Annotated in this window: 14 protein-coding genes; 2 read left to right on the top strand and 12 right to left on the bottom strand. The window is 58.9% G+C overall.

What is annotated here, in order from left to right:
• Position 1 precedes the first annotated feature (1 nt).
• The 5 genes from B0G52_RS13915 to cysT form a co-directional block, all read right to left on the bottom strand.
• Positions 2 to 967, bottom strand: coding sequence for a GNAT family N-acetyltransferase (locus B0G52_RS13915; RefSeq protein ID WP_143762561.1), 966 nt, complete (start codon positions 965 to 967; stop codon positions 2 to 4).
• Positions 968 to 1,084: 117 nt separating this feature from the next.
• Entirely contained in the window at positions 1,085 to 2,164 is a 1,080-nt protein-coding gene (locus B0G52_RS13910) for a sulfate ABC transporter substrate-binding protein (RefSeq protein ID WP_198960647.1), read from the bottom strand.
• Positions 2,165 to 2,213: 49 nt separating this feature from the next.
• Positions 2,214 to 3,278, bottom strand: a complete 1,065-nt coding sequence (locus B0G52_RS13905) for a sulfate/molybdate ABC transporter ATP-binding protein (RefSeq protein ID WP_094045239.1) — start codon at positions 3,276 to 3,278, stop codon at positions 2,214 to 2,216.
• 1 nt (position 3,279) lies between these two features.
• Complete coding sequence (locus B0G52_RS13900) at positions 3,280 to 4,077, bottom strand: sulfate ABC transporter permease subunit (RefSeq protein ID WP_094045237.1); 798 nt, start codon at positions 4,075 to 4,077, stop codon at positions 3,280 to 3,282.
• Positions 4,074 to 4,880: a sulfate ABC transporter permease subunit CysT gene (gene cysT, locus B0G52_RS13895; RefSeq protein ID WP_369827059.1), complete on the bottom strand. Its 807-nt coding sequence runs from the start codon at positions 4,878 to 4,880 to the stop codon at positions 4,074 to 4,076. The genes B0G52_RS13900 and cysT overlap by 4 nt, the downstream gene beginning before the upstream one ends.
• Positions 4,881 to 5,125: 245 nt before the next feature.
• Here cysT and B0G52_RS13890 point away from each other — a divergent pair, with 245 nt between their 5' ends.
• Complete coding sequence (locus B0G52_RS13890; RefSeq protein WP_094045233.1) at positions 5,126 to 5,527, top strand: secondary thiamine-phosphate synthase enzyme YjbQ; 402 nt, start codon at positions 5,126 to 5,128, stop codon at positions 5,525 to 5,527.
• Between the two features lie 5 nt (positions 5,528 to 5,532).
• Here the strand turns inward: B0G52_RS13890 and B0G52_RS13885 are convergent, their stop codons facing one another.
• Positions 5,533 to 6,168 carry a YigZ family protein gene (locus B0G52_RS13885; RefSeq protein WP_094045231.1) on the bottom strand — a complete coding sequence of 212 codons (636 nt, stop codon included), beginning with the start codon at positions 6,166 to 6,168 and terminating at the stop codon, positions 5,533 to 5,535.
• 296 nt (positions 6,169 to 6,464) lie between these two features.
• Here B0G52_RS13885 and B0G52_RS13880 point away from each other — a divergent pair, with 296 nt between their 5' ends.
• Entirely contained in the window at positions 6,465 to 6,836 is a 372-nt protein-coding gene (locus B0G52_RS13880) for a helix-turn-helix domain-containing protein (RefSeq protein ID WP_094045229.1), read from the top strand.
• Here B0G52_RS13880 and B0G52_RS13875 read toward each other — a convergent pair.
• From B0G52_RS13875 to B0G52_RS13850, 6 genes are all read right to left on the bottom strand, one after another.
• A complete protein-coding gene (locus B0G52_RS13875) occupies positions 6,822 to 7,832 on the bottom strand; it encodes a prolipoprotein diacylglyceryl transferase (protein WP_094045227.1) in 1,011 nt (336 codons plus the stop codon). The two genes, B0G52_RS13880 and B0G52_RS13875, sit on opposite strands and share 15 nt — an antisense overlap.
• A 228-nt stretch (positions 7,833 to 8,060) precedes the next feature.
• Positions 8,061 to 10,286, bottom strand: coding sequence for a hypothetical protein (locus tag B0G52_RS13870; protein ID WP_094045225.1), 2,226 nt, complete (start codon positions 10,284 to 10,286; stop codon positions 8,061 to 8,063).
• 648 nt (positions 10,287 to 10,934) lie between these two features.
• Positions 10,935 to 12,275, bottom strand: a complete 1,341-nt coding sequence (locus B0G52_RS13865) for a UDP-glucose dehydrogenase family protein (protein WP_094045223.1) — start codon at positions 12,273 to 12,275, stop codon at positions 10,935 to 10,937.
• 234 nt (positions 12,276 to 12,509) lie between these two features.
• Positions 12,510 to 13,934, bottom strand: coding sequence for a sugar phosphate nucleotidyltransferase (locus tag B0G52_RS13860; RefSeq protein ID WP_094045221.1), 1,425 nt, complete (start codon positions 13,932 to 13,934; stop codon positions 12,510 to 12,512).
• Positions 13,931 to 14,878, bottom strand: coding sequence for a polysaccharide pyruvyl transferase family protein (locus B0G52_RS13855; RefSeq protein ID WP_094045219.1), 948 nt, complete (start codon positions 14,876 to 14,878; stop codon positions 13,931 to 13,933). Before B0G52_RS13855 ends, B0G52_RS13860 begins: the two co-directional genes overlap by 4 nt.
• Entirely contained in the window at positions 14,868 to 16,238 is a 1,371-nt protein-coding gene (locus B0G52_RS13850) for a lipopolysaccharide biosynthesis protein (protein ID WP_094045217.1), read from the bottom strand. Before B0G52_RS13850 ends, B0G52_RS13855 begins: the two co-directional genes overlap by 11 nt.
• Position 16,239 lies beyond the last annotated feature (1 nt).

Here is a 16,239-nt window from a genome sequence, read left to right as displayed (position 1 = left end):
TCTATTCCCAAAGCTTCTTCTCCAACGTAAATGCCTTAACCGTGCCCGCAGGGCGAACGACAAGCTCTTGGTCGACGACCTCGTAGCCCATATTTTGATAAAGCACAAGATTGTTCTGCACCGATTGGCGCACCTTGCAGCGGCTGATCTTCTTGCCTTTGGCGATGCCGTGCGTCTCGATCCATTTCACCAACTGCCTTGCGTATCCTCTTCTGCGGCGATGAGGAGCTACCGACAGGCGGAAGAAATAGATGGCGTCGCCGTCATACTTGTAGCGTACCATCGCCACAGCCGTATCTTCCTCGTACAGGATCGCCGCCGATTCGCTGCCGCTGCGCAGCGCCTCCAGCACCGATTCTTCCGTTTCGTCAAGGGCGCTTGAAGGCGGAATCGCCGTGCGGTATTCTTCGAACGCCATCCTCATCAAGGAGTATACCGTATCCGCATCCTCCGGAGTCGCTTCGCGAACATGCACTTCCGGTTCCTTCTTCAGCTTGACGAGAGGCTCGGCGGGAGCTTCATCGGGCTCGGCCAATGCGGCTTTCTCGACTTCTTCTCCATCGGTCGGCGCCGCAGCGGCGGTTGTACGGTTCCTGGCCGAAGGCGGAGCCACGTAAGTTCCGCGGAAATATTGCCGGGTAGACCTGAGCAGGAACAAGACAATAATGACAAATGTCAGCAGAATCTGCGTAGGATTGCCCAGCAAGAAGCTGAGGACGGAGGACAACAGCAGCAGCATGGTAAGCAACAGAGTGACAATCATTCTTTTTCTGTTGACCATGAAGATCATCCCGATAACTGTGAGAAGGGTAATTCCGTAGTATTGAATCATAAAGGACAGAGCGTTCTGATTTGACGTATCCACTTGATCCCAATTCACAACCGTGGACCCGATGCCTAATATCAGCATGACGAGCTGAAAATAAAGAATCATGAGCATAGTGCGTATGGTGGTTGGTTTCTGCAAATGATAGTCCTCCCTATTGGCTGCGCAATTCCTGTTCTAATCTACAATTATAACAAAAAAAACAGCCCAACGGTGTATAGCCTTCCCGCTAAAACTGTTTTTTACCAACCCGTCCGCTCATTGTCCGGCCAGTACCTGATACCAGATCCCCCGCTTGGAGTACAGCGTGTTCCTGACTTCGCCCCATCCGCCCAGGTAATCGATCGTGAACAGCTCCGGCGGCTGCGGATAGCGGTCCTCCATCTGTGCGGCCAGCGCCTCGTTCACAGGCCTGAAGCCGTGCTTGGCGAACAGCTTCTGGGCTTCGTCCGAATAGAGGAATTCGATGAAAGCGTCGGCGACTTTCCTCACTCCGTGGCGATCGGCATTGCGGTCGACGACTGCGGCGGGATTCTCGATCAGAATCGTGCTCGGCGGCACGACGATATCGTACTCCACGCCTTTGGCGATCCGTGCCAACAGCTCGTTCTCATAGGTAATGATAACGTCTCCGACCCCGTATTCGAAGGCGGCCATCGAGGCTCGCCCGCTCTTGTCCATCGATTCGATATTGCGGTGAACGTCCACCAGGAATTGCTTGGCTGCCGCCGCGTCCTTCGTCCCCGTCTCCAGTTCCGCCTTCTTGAGTCCCGCCCCGTAGATCGCGTTGATGTCCCACTGAGCGCCTCCGGACGTTTTCGGATTCGGATACAGCACCTTCACACCCGGCTTCGTCAAATCGTCGAAATCCCGAATGCCGAGCGGATTGCCCGCCCTCGTGCCGAGCACGACGATCGAGCGCGTAATCATTCCCTTCGTGGAATCGCTCTTCCACTCCGGAGACACGAGTCCGGCGCTCACCAGCTTATCGACGTCCCCTTCGAGCGCGAGCAGCGTCACGTCCGCATCGAAGCCTCCGATGATCGAACGGGTCTGCGTGCCCGAAGCTTCGTACGACTCCTGGAAAGCGACTGTCTGTCCCGTAGTTTCCTTCCAATGGGCTTTGAAAGCCGGGATAATCTCCTGAAGCGCGTCCTTCGCGACCGAATAAGCGCCGAGCACGAGCGTGACGTCTCCCGTTCCGTCGGGAACGTTCGAAGAACCCGGCTCTTCGCGACCGGCTCCGCAAGCCGACAGGACAAACGCCAGCATAGATAAAATAAGTGCGCCATACAAAGCGGTACGCCCGATTGCGCGCGTACGGTTTTCCCTCTTCATCGCGACCTCCCGGTGCCTTCGTAGGCTCCCATCCGTCATCCGTCCGGCCTTAAATGTGAACCGGCATAGGATCTTCTTTCAATTTGTTCTCCATGACCCAGCTGTTCGTATCGTTGAACAGATAAGCCCGGTGAATCAGCACCCGGACCTCGTCGCCCGGCTGCAAAATCTCTTTCTCCAAGGAACGGTAAGTAACGAGCTTCGCCGCTCCGATCTGGACCTCCACCAGCCATTCGCTTCCGCGGAAATGGATGTGGCGAACGCGTCCCGTCTCCGTCGCCGACAACAGCTCGAAATCGTGCTCCTTGCCGATCTCGACGTATTCCGGACGGATGAGCGCCTTCGTGCCGGGCAGCTCGCCCGAACCGCCGAAGCCGCGCAGCGCCGAGACGTCTTCGATGATCGTCGACTCGCCGATAAAGCTCGCCACGAACGGGGACTCCGGATTTTTATAGATTTCCCAAGGCGTGCCCTTCTGCTCCAGGCGCCCTTTGTTAATGATCATAATTTGATCCGCCACTTCGATCGCTTCATCCTGATCGTGCGTGACGAAGATCGACGTAATGCCGAGACGATCGATCATCTCGCGCAGCCAGGACCGCAGCTCGTGGCGAATCTTCGCGTCGATCGCGGCGAACGGCTCGTCGAGCAGCAGCAACTGCGGCTCGGGAGCGAGCGCTCTGGCGAAAGCGACGCGCTGACGCTGGCCTCCGGACAGCTGGTGCGGATAACGCTTCTCGAAGCCCGACAGTCCGGTCAGGTCGACAAGCTCGGCCACCCGTTCCTTGATCTTCTGTTTCGACCACTTTTTCACTTCCAGGCCGAACGCGATGTTTTCCGCCACCGTCATATGCTTGAACAGCGCATAGTTCTGGAAGACGAAGCCGATTCCTCTCTCTTGGGGAGGAAGGTCGTTCACCCGCTTGCCATGGAACACAATATCGCCGTCGTCTACCGTCTCCAGACCGGCGAGCATGCGCAGAATCGAAGTTTTGCCGCCGCCGCTGGGTCCGAGCAGACCGATCAATTGGCCCTTCTCGATCTCGAAGTCAACATCCGCCACCGCTTGGAAATCGCCGAATTTTTTGTTTAATCCGCGAACCTCGATATGCATCTTAATGCACTTCCCTTCTCGATTTGGCCCATTCCATCAGCAGAAGCAGCGTGACGGAGCCTGCCGCCAGCACCAAGGCGATGGAGTTCGCCGCGGTAAGATTAAAGTTCTCGACATCCTGATACACGAGCGTGGTCGCCGTCTGCGTCTTGAACAGAATGTTCCCCGACACGACGAGCACGGCTCCGAATTCTCCCATGGCTCTGGCGACCGTCAGCACGACGCCGTAGACGACGCACCAGCGGATCGACGGCCAAGTGACGCGCCAGAACGTCGTCCAGGCGCTTGCTCCGAGCGTCGCCGCCGCTTCCTCCTGCGCGCTGCCGATTTCCTGCAGCACCGGCATCACTTCGCGCACGACAAGCGGGAACGTCACGAACAACGTCGCGATGATCATCCCGGGGAGGGCGTAGACGATGTCGATCCCGGCCTTGTTGAACAGCGCGCCCAGCGCCGTCTCGGGACCGAGCAGCAGCACGATCATCAAACCGCCGATAACCGGCGACACCGCGAAAGGCAGATCGACAATGCTGTTGAGCAATTGTTTGACTTTATTGCCAAGCCATGTGGCCCGAACCAGATACAAGGAGAGCATAACGCCGAACAGCGTATTGACGATCGTGACGATGACGACGATCAGTCCGGTCATGTACAGCGCGTGCAGCGTCTCGGGTCTGGCCAATCCTCTGGCGAACCCGCCCCAGCCCTCGTCGAAAGCGCCCATGGCGATCCGGATGACGGGAATGATGAGCAGCACGCTGAACACGGCGACGGTTAATCCGATCCACAGCCTTCTCATCCGTTCTTCCTCCTCATCTGGACGTAATTAACCGTCCACAGAATCAGGAAGGAGAACGTCAGCAGCAGCACGCTGACCGCAGTTGCCCCGATCGCGTTGTCGCTCTCGATCTCGCCGAAAATATATACCGAAGCGATAAGCGTCTTGCCCGGAATGTTCCCGGCGACGAGCACGACGGCCCCGAACTCCGCAAGCCCTCTGGAGAACGCCAGCATCGCTCCGCTCAGAATGCCGGGAAGCATGCTTGGAAGAATAACCTTCCAGAACGTTGCCGCCTTCGTCGCCCCGAGCGTGTACGCCGCTTCCTCCTCCGAAGAGTCCATCTCTTCGAGCAGAGGCTGAACCGCGCGAATGACGAACGGGAAGGTGACGAATACCATCGCGATCACGATGGCCGGCTGATGGAACAGAATCGTAAAGCCAAGCTTCTCGGCCAGTCCTCCGACAGAGCTGCGAGGACCGAGCAGCAGCAGGATCATCAATCCCGCCACCGCCGTCGGCAAAGCGAAGGGCAGATCCACCAGGCTGTTCAGGAGCCGGCGTCCCGGAAACCGGTAGCGGATAAGCACCCACGCCGACATCGTTCCGATGAACATGTTGATGACGGTGGCGATCAGCGCCAGCTTGACCGTGAGCAGCACGGCTTTCCAAGCGAGCGGTTCCGTAATGTTATCGGCGAACGCCGCCCATCCCGACGAGAAAGACTGCCCGTAAATCCCGATAATCGGAAAAATAATGAGCACAATGAAATAAAGCATGACGGTGCTGCGAAATCCCCAGCTCCACCAGCGACCCTGCAGCATGGAACTCACGTTGACGTGTACCTCCCGAGCTTTTGAGAGCTGTATATAAGATAATTCCTATTAAATTAGTAGGTATTGATACTTTACCAGATAACGGCTTCTCCCGTCAATCGAAATTCGCAGTTATGATCGCCCATTTCATTAGAATATCTGATGCCTTCTATTCGAATCGCTTATAAGTGAGAGAGCGGCTGCCGGACTGCATTGTTGGGATGGTATAATTGGAGGAAAAGGGAGGATTGTTTATGTTGATCAAAGAAACGTTGTCCACTTCGCGGCGCGACGAGATGATCGATATTACGAGACAGGTGGCCTCAGCCGTCGCTAGAGCCGGCATTGCGGAAGGAATCGTTCATATCTACTGCCCCCATACGACGGCCGGCATCGCCATTAACGAGAACGCCGATCCCGACGTCAAGCGGGAGGTGCTGATGCGCCTCGACGAGGTGTATCCGTGGGAGCATCCGAAGTACCGCCATGCAGAAGGAAATACGGCCTCCCATCTGAAAGCAATCACGACCGGAACGTCTCAGACCGTGATCGTGACAGGAGGAAATCTGCTGCTCGGACGCTGGCAGGGCATCTACTTCTGCGAATTCGACGGACCGCGCCAGCGTACCTTCTACGTGAAGACGATCGAAGGGTAGCGAAGCTACTCCCCTTCGACGAAGTACAGTTCTTCCCCGGCTTCGATCACGGCTTGCCCCTGCGTCAGGTCCGTCATCCAGGCTTGAAAACGTTCCGCCGCCTCTCCGGCTTCGGGGTAACAAGGCACCGTTACGCGATCCGTAAAGGAAACTTCGCCCACCCTGAAGCCGCGGCCCCTCAGCTCGTTCTCCAGCTTGCCGTACCAAGTATAGTCTACGTCGACGACGACTTCCCGATGCAGCACTTTGACGATCGGGTCCGCCGCGTCGATGCCGACGACGGCCCCGTCCGTATACGCCCTCACCAAACCGCCCGCTCCCAGCATAATGCCTCCGAAATAGCGGGTCACAACGACGACGACGTTTTTCATGCCGCGGTTTTTGATCACTTCCAGAATCGGCTTGCCCGCCGTTCCGCTCGGCTCTCCGTCGTCCAGCGCCTTCTGGAACTGGTCGCGCTCGCCGATCAGGTAGGCCGAGCAATTGTGCGTGGCGTCCCAGTGCTTCTTCTTGATTTCTTCTATGAAAGCGACCGCTTCCTCTTCGGTCTCCGCCGGCTTGGCATAACCGATGAAACGGGACTTCTTGATGACGATCTCGTCCGATCCGAATTGTCTGACGGTTGAATATCTGGGCAGCATGGGTCGACCTCTCAATCGTAACTTCACCCTCTGAGGGCTTCTTTTTGTTTTCATACTATCATATCGGGGGCATTGGTGGAACTTGCGGGAACCGTTAACGAGAGGCATGAGGGATACGAATCGGGCAGACGGCCTGCCGGCCTGCCGCGGGCGCCTCGATCCGGAGGGAATCTAGCGGATGAAAGCATATGGTAAACATGCTATAATTATGGGTGCAACCGAGAAGAGTACAACGAAGTCCTTTGTGAACCTTCGCTATACGACAAGAAACGGGGACTTGGGAAGGGGGGCTGGGCATGTTTCCGAAGCGACTGAAGCAATTGCGGAAAAAGAGAAAAATGACCATGCAGGAAGTGGCCGATTGCGTCGGAGTCGCCAAGAGCACTTACGCGGGATACGAATCCGGATACCGGCAGCCCACCATCGAATCCATACAGACGATGTCGAGAGTGCTGCGCACGTCCGCGGATTATCTCCTGGGCCTTACCGATTATCCGGACCCGCCTGCGGAGCTCAACCACAACGCGAAAGAGTATTTAAATGTAGAACAGCTTCATTGGGACGGAGTTCCACTGGAGAAAAGCGATCTCGATCTCATTCGCAGCCTGCTCGAACGAATGCTTCGCGACCGCGCCCTGGCGAACAAAACCGATTCACCCTCCGAGTAATTGCGCCGCCTTGGCGTTCGACTCCGCCTTAAGCTCTTCTTTGGCGGCGTTAAAAGATTTCCTCCACTCTTCAATGGCTTCCGGCGATACGGAATCGTTCTCCGCGTCTTGGATCAGTTCGTTGAACTGACCGTCGCAATCGGATTCCGCGGCCGCCATATTTTTCGTCAGGCTCGACTGCCACGCCTGAATCGCGAAAGGATCCCTCTTATCCACTTGCTGCAAGCCGGATTCCGCCTCGCTTAATGCCGCTTTCATGTCCCTCGTGCACTGTGCTTGGATCGTCTTGATTTCTTGATCGTAATCGCGCTTGCCGCTTTCCGCCGGAATCGTCGGAGCTTCATTGGGCTGCGCGGATTCCTTCGTCCCTGCGACGTTCGTCTCCTTCGTATCTGGACGGGCGGCGGACTCGGATGCGTCTGAGGGCGACTGCGCGGAGGCCGAGGCCGGCGGTTCGGATTCGGCAGGCGCGCGCTCTGAGGAATCGGAAGCTTTGGCGCTGCCCGATGCGGGTTCGGTCGGAATTCCGGCTTTGTCGGAACCGGTTGCGGATCGGCCGGGCGTTCCCGGCTTCGCAGCCGTCTCTTGATTCGACTTGGCGCCGCTCTCCCGTCCCGCCTTCGCAGTCTCGTCTCGGCCAAGCTGCTCGTCGGAGCCGCCCTTGGAGTCCGGCGCTGAGGCCTGCTCGTCGCCCTCGGGCAAATGCGAGTTCTCCGTCTCGGCCGGATACGTATCATCCGTCTCCGGCGGCAGCGATTCGACATTCTCCTGCTCCGACGACGATTCGAGAGCTTCCTGCCACGCCGTCTGCGATTCCGGTTCTCCCTGCCCCTCAGCAGCGGCGGCTGCCGCAAGCTTGCTCTGGGAAGCTTCCCGCATATGCAGCCCGCCCCATAAAATCAGAAGAAGAACTACCAGCGAGGATAACGTGACGATTGCGGCGTCCGGCTTCGGAAATTCGCGCCTTCTTCTTCGTCGCACGCGTTTCTTGCCCATTTTTCCATCCCTCCCCTATTCCGAAAACAGGGGCTGTCCCGTAATGGGACAGCCTCTGTGCTAGGGCGTGTATGCATACTCCGAGGATAGCAGATGTTGCCGAATTTTCGTTCCATGCAAGGAACTTTTGTGAAGGCGTACCGGGGGTACGTCAAGCAAAAGTGACGCAGCAGGGGGCGAAAAGGCGGTGATAGATGCCCCTGAGCGGGTTTGCATACACGCCCTAGCTTACAAGTCCAACAAACTTTGAATGATGCGGGTCGTCATCCGCAGCGTCAGCTTCTTCGTTTCTGCGATCGCTTTGTCCTTCTCCCGTTTCGGAGCCTCCGCATCCTGAATGCGGGTGACGGTATCCTTGTTAAGCTGGATCACTTCCACCAGAAGCTGAACCTTCTCCTCGTCGCCCGTCGCGGCTTCAAGCCTTCTGCCTGCGTCGTTCAGCTTCTCTTTCAAATCCTTGACGATGTCGTCGACGGACTCCGCGTAATCCTCGTTCACCAGCGTCACTTCCTGCCGGAACAAAACTTTCCCGCTGCGGAAGCTGCGATCGGTCCATACCGCTTGAATGACCGCGGTAGCCTCCGCGATCTTCTTCGGAATCGTGACTTTGCCGTTGGAAGACACGCTGACATCCCTGCTTCCGGACACCTTGCTCCATCTCAGGACGGAGGACGGAATCTCGACGCCAAGGAACGTTAATCCGTATTGATGCTGGCGACCGTTCGCCGTAACCTCCACCACTGGCACAGCTTCGGCGTGAATCGTGGCAACGTTCCACGCTGTGGCGGCAAGTTCATCGTAGCGGAGCTTGCCCTGGAAGTTGGCGATGACGGAGCCGATATCTCCCGGCCGGACGCCCAGATTGGACAGCGCCGTGCTTAACGGATAGGCTTCGGTTCTGGACAGAACCGCCGCGATTGCTTGATTGCGAACCGCTGCCTGCCTTTCGGAACTATCGAGCAGCCGTCCCAGCTCCGACGGTCTCATTCCGGCCACGATGGCGCGGATTTCTCCTTCGACGCCTCCGCGGCTTTCTCCGTCTCCGAACCAGAAAATCAAGTAATCGTCCATCGTCAGCCGCTTGATCCCCGCCGCCTCGGCGAGCGTCTGCAGCGCCGCCCGATGTTCCGGATCGGCGAGTACGGCTTGCAGCTCCGAAGCCTGGGCATCGTAATGAATCGCGCCGACGGCTCTCACCGCTTCGAAGAGCTGAAGACGCAGCGCAGCCTGATCGACATCCGCCGGCAGACGAGGCGCGATGCTCCGCCAGAGCGGATCGATTAGCCGTTGGTTAGCGGCTGCGTTCAGACCGGCGAGCTCGTCGCGCAGGTTGCGCACGGCGCGCGCGTCCGATGGATCTCCCGCAAGCAGCGCGTCGCGAATGAGACTCATTCGGGCGATGAACGCTTCGACCGGGAAGCGGTCGCCTTCCGTCTCTTTGGCCGTCAGCGTAATCTGCTGTTCGAAAACCACTTTCGCTACCCCGTTAAGAGGGTTAACGAGACTGGCTCGAATGACCGCCGATGCGCTTTCGACGCCTTCGGGAATCGTAACGACGCCCTCAGGAGTAACGGTTGCCTCCGGATCTCCCGACGCCTTATCCCATCTAAGCAGGAAGGCCGGAATCTCCGTTCCGTGTACCGTCAAAACATAACGATGCTCGCGGCCGTCCTCGCTGATCTGCGCGTTCGCTTCCGCGACCGTGCGAATATAAGCGATCAGCAGCGCGCGAACGGCGGGCTCGTCCTTCTGCAGCTTGAGCTGAAGTCCCCGGACGGCGGCCCCGATATCTCCCGCCGTGATGCCAAGGTTGTTCAGCAACTGGCTCACTTTGTAGTTGTCCGTATCCCTGAGCACGCTGTCGGTTGCCCGGATCAGGACGTCCGTCAATTTTTCCTGACTGGCCAGCACCATCGCCAATTCCACCGGCGACAAACCGGAGAGCATGTCGACGAGCGCGCCCTCGATGCCTTTGCGCGCGCCGCCGTCTCCCAGCACGAACTCAACCGTATCCTTGAACGTCACGTTCACCCCGCCGCCGGCCGATTCGATCAGCCGAACCAGAGCGATGAATTCCGGATTTCTGCGGATGGCCTTGAATTCCGACAGCTCGGGGTCGTACCGGGCGGAGGCGATCGCTTTCGCAAATCTAAGCAGATTGGCTTTCGCCGCCTCGCCGTCGACCCCTTCGGGAAGCTTGCCGCTGATTTTGCTCCAGATCGGGGCGATCAACGGCTCGTAGTCGACCTCGCTCAGTCCGGCGAGCTCGATGCGCAGATTTTGCACATCCTGGAAGTCCGCCGGATCGCCGGCAGCCAGCGCCGCGAACAGCTCGTTCACGCGATCCAGAATGCCCGAAGCGAGCAAGCTTGCCCATTCCGCCTGATCGTCATACGGCGGCACAACAATCGGCGGCTCTATCTCCGGCAGCTCCGCTTCCGGCGGTGCTATCACCGGGGGCTCCGTTTCCGGTGGTTCTATCACTGGCGGTTCTACTACCGGAGGTTCCGTCCCCGGCGGCTCTACCACTGGAGGTTCTGTCTCCGGAAGTTCCACTACAGGCGGCTCGTTACCCGGCGGTTCTACCACTGGCGGTTCCGTCCCTGGCGGATCTATTCCCGGCAACTCCTCGGCATGCGCCGTTTGCAGCCAACCGATCCTGGCCTCCCCTCCTTTGTCTCCGAGCGGTCCCCCGCCTATCGAGGTTACAGCCATTGCAGCCGCAAGCGCCGACAGCGTGATCTTATTGCCAAGCTTCATTTCCTTCACCTCTGCTTGGGATGATTAGTGAAACACACTTCTTCCGACGATGTCCGGGAGACATTACTCGATTTCTTCGAGTAACGTCCGCCATTTCACGCCCATTCGAGCGCCGATACTCGATTTCTTCGAGTAACGTCCGCCATTTCACGCCCATTCGAGCGCCGATGCACGATTTCTTCGAGTAACGTCCTCCATTTCACGCCCATTCGAGCGCCGATACTCGATTTCTTCGAGTAACGCCCGTCATTTCACGCCCATTCGAGCGCCGATGCACGATTTCTTCGAGTAACGCCCCACGCACAGCCTCTTCCGAGCGCCGCAGCCACCGGGCGCCGCATACTAAAATTGAAGAACCGGCATTCGTTCCTTCACACCCTTGCTCAAGCTGGGACGGCCGACGGAATAGTAGGCGAAATCCGTCCCGGCGAGGTGCTCCTCCTTGAACAGGTTGCGCCCGTCGATCAGAATGGGCTGCTTCAGCACCCGCTGGAGCCGCGCCAAGTCGACGCCGGCAAACTCGTCCCATTCCGTCAGCACAATCAAAGCGTCCGCTCCCTGCGCCGCTTCCTCCGCCTTATCACACCATTGAACCCCCTCCTTTCCGAACATCGCCCGAAAGTTGGCCGTCGCGATCGGATCGTATGCTTTCGCCTTCACGCCCCGATCGACCAGATGCCGCATAATTTCCAGTGCCGGGGAATCCCGCACGTCGTCGGTATTCGGCTTAAACGCCAGCCCCCACACGCCGATCGTCTTGCCCGGCAGCTCACTGCCGAAGATCGTCTCCAGCTTGCGAATGACGTTAAATCGCTGATCCTGATTGACCTCCACGACGGAGCGGAGCAGCTTGAACTCGTAATCGACGTGTCCGGCGATCTGGATCAGCGCGCGCGTATCCTTCGGAAAACAGGAGCCCCCGTAGCCGATGCCCGCCTTCAGGAACGACGGCCCGATCCGCTTGTCGTAGCCCATGCCCTCCGCTACTCTCGTCACGTCCGCGCCGACCTTCTCGCAGATGTTGGCAATCTCGTTGATGAAAGAAATTTTCGTGGCGAGAAACGCGTTCGACGCGTATTTGATCATTTCCGCGCTGCGGATATCGGTCACGACGATCTGTTCGGTCAGCGGCTCGTGCAGCCGGATCATCAAGTCGGCGGCGCTGTCGCATTCCGCTCCGACGATGATCCGGTCGGGCTTAAGCGTATCCTCAATCGCCGAGCCTTCGCGCAGAAACTCCGGCAGCGAAATACTGTCGAAGCGCATGATTGTGCGCGACCGCATCAGCTTGGCCAGGCGCTCGTTCGTGCCGACCGGGACGGTGCTTTTGACGACCACGATTTTGTAGCCGTTCATCGCTTCCGCGATTTCGATCGCCGCCTGGTCGATATAGGCGAGGTTCGCTTCCCCGCTCGGCAACGGCGGCGTGCCGACGGCGATCATAATAATGTCGGAGCTGCGCACCGCGGAGGCCAGGTCGGTCGTGAAGACGAGATTGCCCGCGAGCCGGCCTTTGGCGGCCAGCTCCTTGAGGCCTGGCTCGTAGATCGGCACGCCGCCGGAATTCAGAATGGCGATCTTCTCCGGGTCCTTGTCGACGCAGACGACCTGATGGCCCAACTCCGCGTAGCAAGCCCCCGATACGAGTCCGACGTAGCCGGTGCCGATTATCGTAATGTTCATACCCGCAACCCTCCTCTGATTATGAAGTCGTGCCGAACGGGGCTGCCCCAAAAGTAAAAAGAGACGTACCGAACAATTATCGATAGGTGAATGGTAATGGGCATCTATCTCCTTCCGATGCTATACGATCCTGAAATGGGAACGGTAAACCCGTCAAAAGGTGATTTCAGGACCGTATGAGGCAGTCTCCAGGAGATAGATGCCCTTCTTTTTCATCGATAATCTTGTTCGCCCTTACTTATGGGACAGCCCCTCGCGCAGAAGCGCCAGCGCTCCTTCCGCCGCGCAGATCTGCAGAATCTCGTCCCAGTCGAACGCGAGCCGGACGATGTCCTCCTCGATCAGCTCGGATCCGGTCTGCACCTCGATGACGTCCAGTTCCTCCCCCGCCTCCGCCCTCAGGCTGTGCTTGCAGGTTCGCGGAATCTTCACGACGTCGCCCGGCTTCACCGGAAACCTCCTGCCGCCGAGCACCATCTCCCCGCGTCCGGCGGCGATCGTCCACACCTCGTCCCTAAGCTCATGGTACTGATAGCTCAGATTGCGGCCGGCCGCGACGCGAATGCGCTTCGTCAGCACCTCCGTCCCGTCCGCATACTTCAAGTAATCGAGCACCCGGTAGCCGCCCCAACGCCGCTCCTCGTACATCGGACGCTGCCCCGAATGCTTCATCACCTCCTTGATCAGCGGGCTGGACGCCTTGTCCGCCACCAGAATGCCGTCCGGGCTGGCCGCGACGACGACGTCGGACAGATTCAGCAGCGTGATCGGAATGTCCAGCTCGTTGACGACGTGCGTATTGCGCGAATCGCCCGCGATCGTTCCGTTGCCGGTCAGCGGACTGTCGATCTCCTCGGTCAGCGTGTTCCACGTGCCGAGGTCCTTCCACTCCCCGTCGTACGGCATCGCCACGATCTGTCGGCTCCGCTCTACGATCTCGTAGTCGAAGCTGATTTTCGGCAGTCTGGCGTACTGCTTCTGCAGTTCCTCGTACTGGATCGGCAGCTCGTAGGCGATCAGGATGTTGATCAGAAAATCGAGCTTAAACGCGAAAACCCCGCAGTTCCAAAGCGCAGCCCGTTCGATCATCGCTGCCGCTTCTTCCTGGCGGGGTTTTTCCTTGAAGCTGTGCACTTTAACGAACGGCTTGTCCGGCCGCTCCCCGTCCTCCGGCTCCGGCACGATGTAGCCGTATTTCTCCGAGGGGAACGTCGGCTTCACGCCCATGAGCGCCAGATCGGCGCCCGATTGCCGCAGGATGGCATCAAGCTCCTTCGCCCGGGCAAAAAACGATTCCCCCACATACGGATCGACCGGCATGACGACAACCGTCTCGCTCAGGCCGACGCCTTGAACCGAGTACAGATAGACGGCGGCCAGCGCAATCGCGGGGAACGTATCCCTCCGCTCCGGCTCGACGACGAGCTCGACCTCGCTGCCGAGCTGGCTCTGGATCATCTCCGTCTGCGATCTGCCGGTCGCGATCACCGCATCGTCGCGGAGTCCGGCCGCCCCAAGCTGCCGCCATACCCGCTGGACCATCGATTCCCGTCCGCCGTCCCCGTTATTCAGCACCTTCAGAAACTGCTTGGAGCGCGACTCGTTCGACAGCGGCCACAGGCGCTTGCCGGAGCCGCCGGACAGAAGCACGATTTTCATAGCATAGCCTCCAATCTGGCGGTAGGAATTCCGCTCGTCCAAGTGTGATAGTAGCTGGAATTTTTGCCGTACGAATTGTCGAGCAGGCCGTTGGGCTTGTCCATCAGGCAGGACAGGATATGCCCGTGCAGCCTGGACGTTTGTACCCGCCGATACGCGCTGAAGCGCTTGATCGCCTTCTCCACCAAATAATCGCTGTACCTGCCCCAGATCGCATGAAGCGGCAGCGTTCCGCCGCCCTTGGCCATCATTTTCCCAATCATCGTAATCGACTTTCTCTCCACCTTGTTGTACAGGGAGCCCCAGTCCAGATAATCGCCGTGCGCGTTCGTCTCCAGCCGCCCCTGATCCCCCGTGCGCTCGATGTCGGTCCGGAAAAAGCAGAGCAGCTCCTTGCCCGGGCTCGCCGCCGGTCGAATCGGCCACAGCTGGTGCGCCATGTCGGGCGACAGGTAGAGGGAGCATCGATCGAACTTCTTGGCCGCCATCGCATAAGACGACGGATCGCGGACGAACAGATGGACATCCCTGTGCCTGCCAAACACGCGCGCCGAACGGTCGAACTGCTCCTCGTCCCTGTAGAAAATCGTCTGAGGCAGCACGACGATGCGATGAAACGGATACTCGGTCACGATTTTCTCCCGCAGCCTCTGATGCACCGGGTACAAATCCCCGAAGTTGCCCCCGCCCTGAAGCACGATAATCTGGTCTCCGGGAATACTCAGCCTGTCGGGAAAATCAAGCGCGCTGTACCGCGCCTTCACGCGAATGCCGTTGTCCCGGAAGAACGCCTCCGCCCCTTTCATGATCAGCAGATCGCCGCCGTTATTGTACACGGGGCAGTCGATGTAGTAGATGCTCGAGCCGGGAGGAATCGCCTGCAAAATCTGGCAAAGCCGCTCCTTCAGCCCGTCCATCGGATGAGCCTGTCGTTCAGTTGGCATGTCCGCTCTCTCCTTTGCTCCGCACTCTCTCTTTAAGCCGCCCGAGCAGAAAACCCAGGTCGTTTTTGTCGAACAGCAAGCTGCCCGCCTTGACGCCGAACGCCATTTTCATCGCGACCAGCGTAACGGTCAAGCGGATTACGGCCCCGATCAACAGCGCGAGAGCGATACCGTTCAAACCGTACAGCGGGGTGAAAATAAAAAACAAACCGATCGTAGCCGCCAGCGATATCGCCTGTCTGACGAGCACAAGTCCGGGACGTCCTGCCGCGTTAAAAGCCGAAGCGAGAATCCACGAACCGCCGCCAATAATGCATTCGACGGACAGCAGATAGAAGGCGCTCGCCGCTTCCAGGAACGGTTCGCCGAACAGCAGCCCCATCAGGAATCGCCCGATGAACAAGCTGGGGACGAGCACGATCGCCATGACGAGCAGCGACAGCCGGAACGCCCGTCCAACGGTGTCCACGATCCGCGTCTTGTCCAACCCGGTCACCCTCGGAAAAACGACGCTGGAGACGGCGGTCTGCACGACGTTAAAGACGCGGGACAGCGCATAGACGACGGTGTACAGGCCCAGATCCTTGGCCGTCAGCATCGAGAGGATGACGAGCTTGTCGAACTGGGAATACAAGGTGCCGAGCAGTTCCACTCCGAACACCTTGCTGCCGTATCCGAACAGCGCCTTGGCCGCCGACGTATTCCGCAGCCTGCCGAACCAGTCGATCCGCAGCGCGTCCCTCATGCCGTACAGCGACCAGAGCAGGACGAGCGCGCTTGTCCCCAGAAACACGGCCGCGGCGGAGACAAGGCTGAGATGGCCCGCCGTCCACAGCGCGAGCAAGCCGAGCAGATTCAGCAGCGGACCGAACAGCCGCACGCCGTTGTAGACGTTGAAGCGGTTCGCGCTCTGCGCCAATGCGGCTACCAGATTGGCCGCGAGAATCGTCGGCAGCATCAGCGCCGTAAACCAGCGGGCCGTCCGCACGACCGGCTCGGGATAGTCCGCAAGCCAGATCGGCAGCCCCTGCCAGGCGACGAATCCTGCGATGAGACTGACGGGGATCTGAAACAGAAAACCCGCCCGGACAAGCTCTCCCCCGCCAGCGGCTTGCGATTGCTTCAGATTGTAGATGAGCGAGGTCGGCAGCCCGAAGCCGACCAGTCCCGCCAGCAGCGTCGGCCAGAACAGAATGGCGGACAGCTCGCCTTTGCCGACGACGCCGAACATGCGGGCGGTCACGATCGACGTCAGCGTGGCGATCGCCATCATGAGGAAGTTGGTCGCGCTCGTCCGCAGCATCGTCTGGACGAGTCCGCCGCCCTTCCACGCTCTCCCGGCCGCGAGCTGCTGCGCCATC

The sequence above is a fragment of the Cohnella sp. SGD-V74 genome (assembly GCF_003001675.1).
GTDB lineage: Bacteria > Bacillota > Bacilli > Paenibacillales > Paenibacillaceae > Cohnella.
This window is presented reverse-complemented; position numbering and strand designations above follow the sequence as displayed.

Bases quoted from the DNA above. Each gene is read 5' to 3' on its own strand.
- B0G52_RS13910 (WP_198960647.1), bottom strand. From the start codon at position 2,164: ATGAAGAGGGAAAACCGTACGCGCGCAATCGGGCGTACCGCTTTGTAT.
- B0G52_RS13905 (WP_094045239.1), bottom strand. From the start codon at position 3,278: ATGCATATCGAGGTTCGCGGATTAAACAAAAAATTCGGCGATTTCCAA.
- B0G52_RS13900 (WP_094045237.1), bottom strand. From the start codon at position 4,077: ATGAGAAGGCTGTGGATCGGATTAACCGTCGCCGTGTTCAGCGTGCTG.
- cysT (WP_369827059.1), bottom strand. From the start codon at position 4,880: ATGCTGCAGGGTCGCTGGTGGAGCTGGGGATTTCGCAGCACCGTCATG.
- B0G52_RS13890 (WP_094045233.1), top strand. From the start codon at position 5,126: ATGTTGATCAAAGAAACGTTGTCCACTTCGCGGCGCGACGAGATGATC.
- B0G52_RS13885 (WP_094045231.1), bottom strand. From the start codon at position 6,168: ATGCTGCCCAGATATTCAACCGTCAGACAATTCGGATCGGACGAGATC.
- B0G52_RS13880 (WP_094045229.1), top strand. From the start codon at position 6,465: ATGTTTCCGAAGCGACTGAAGCAATTGCGGAAAAAGAGAAAAATGACC.
- B0G52_RS13875 (WP_094045227.1), bottom strand. From the start codon at position 7,832: ATGGGCAAGAAACGCGTGCGACGAAGAAGAAGGCGCGAATTTCCGAAG.
- B0G52_RS13865 (WP_094045223.1), bottom strand. From the start codon at position 12,275: ATGAACATTACGATAATCGGCACCGGCTACGTCGGACTCGTATCGGGG.
- B0G52_RS13860 (WP_094045221.1), bottom strand. From the start codon at position 13,934: ATGAAAATCGTGCTTCTGTCCGGCGGCTCCGGCAAGCGCCTGTGGCCG.
- B0G52_RS13855 (WP_094045219.1), bottom strand. From the start codon at position 14,878: ATGCCAACTGAACGACAGGCTCATCCGATGGACGGGCTGAAGGAGCGG.
- B0G52_RS13850 (WP_094045217.1), bottom strand. From the start codon at position 16,238: ATGGCGCAGCAGCTCGCGGCCGGGAGAGCGTGGAAGGGCGGCGGACTC.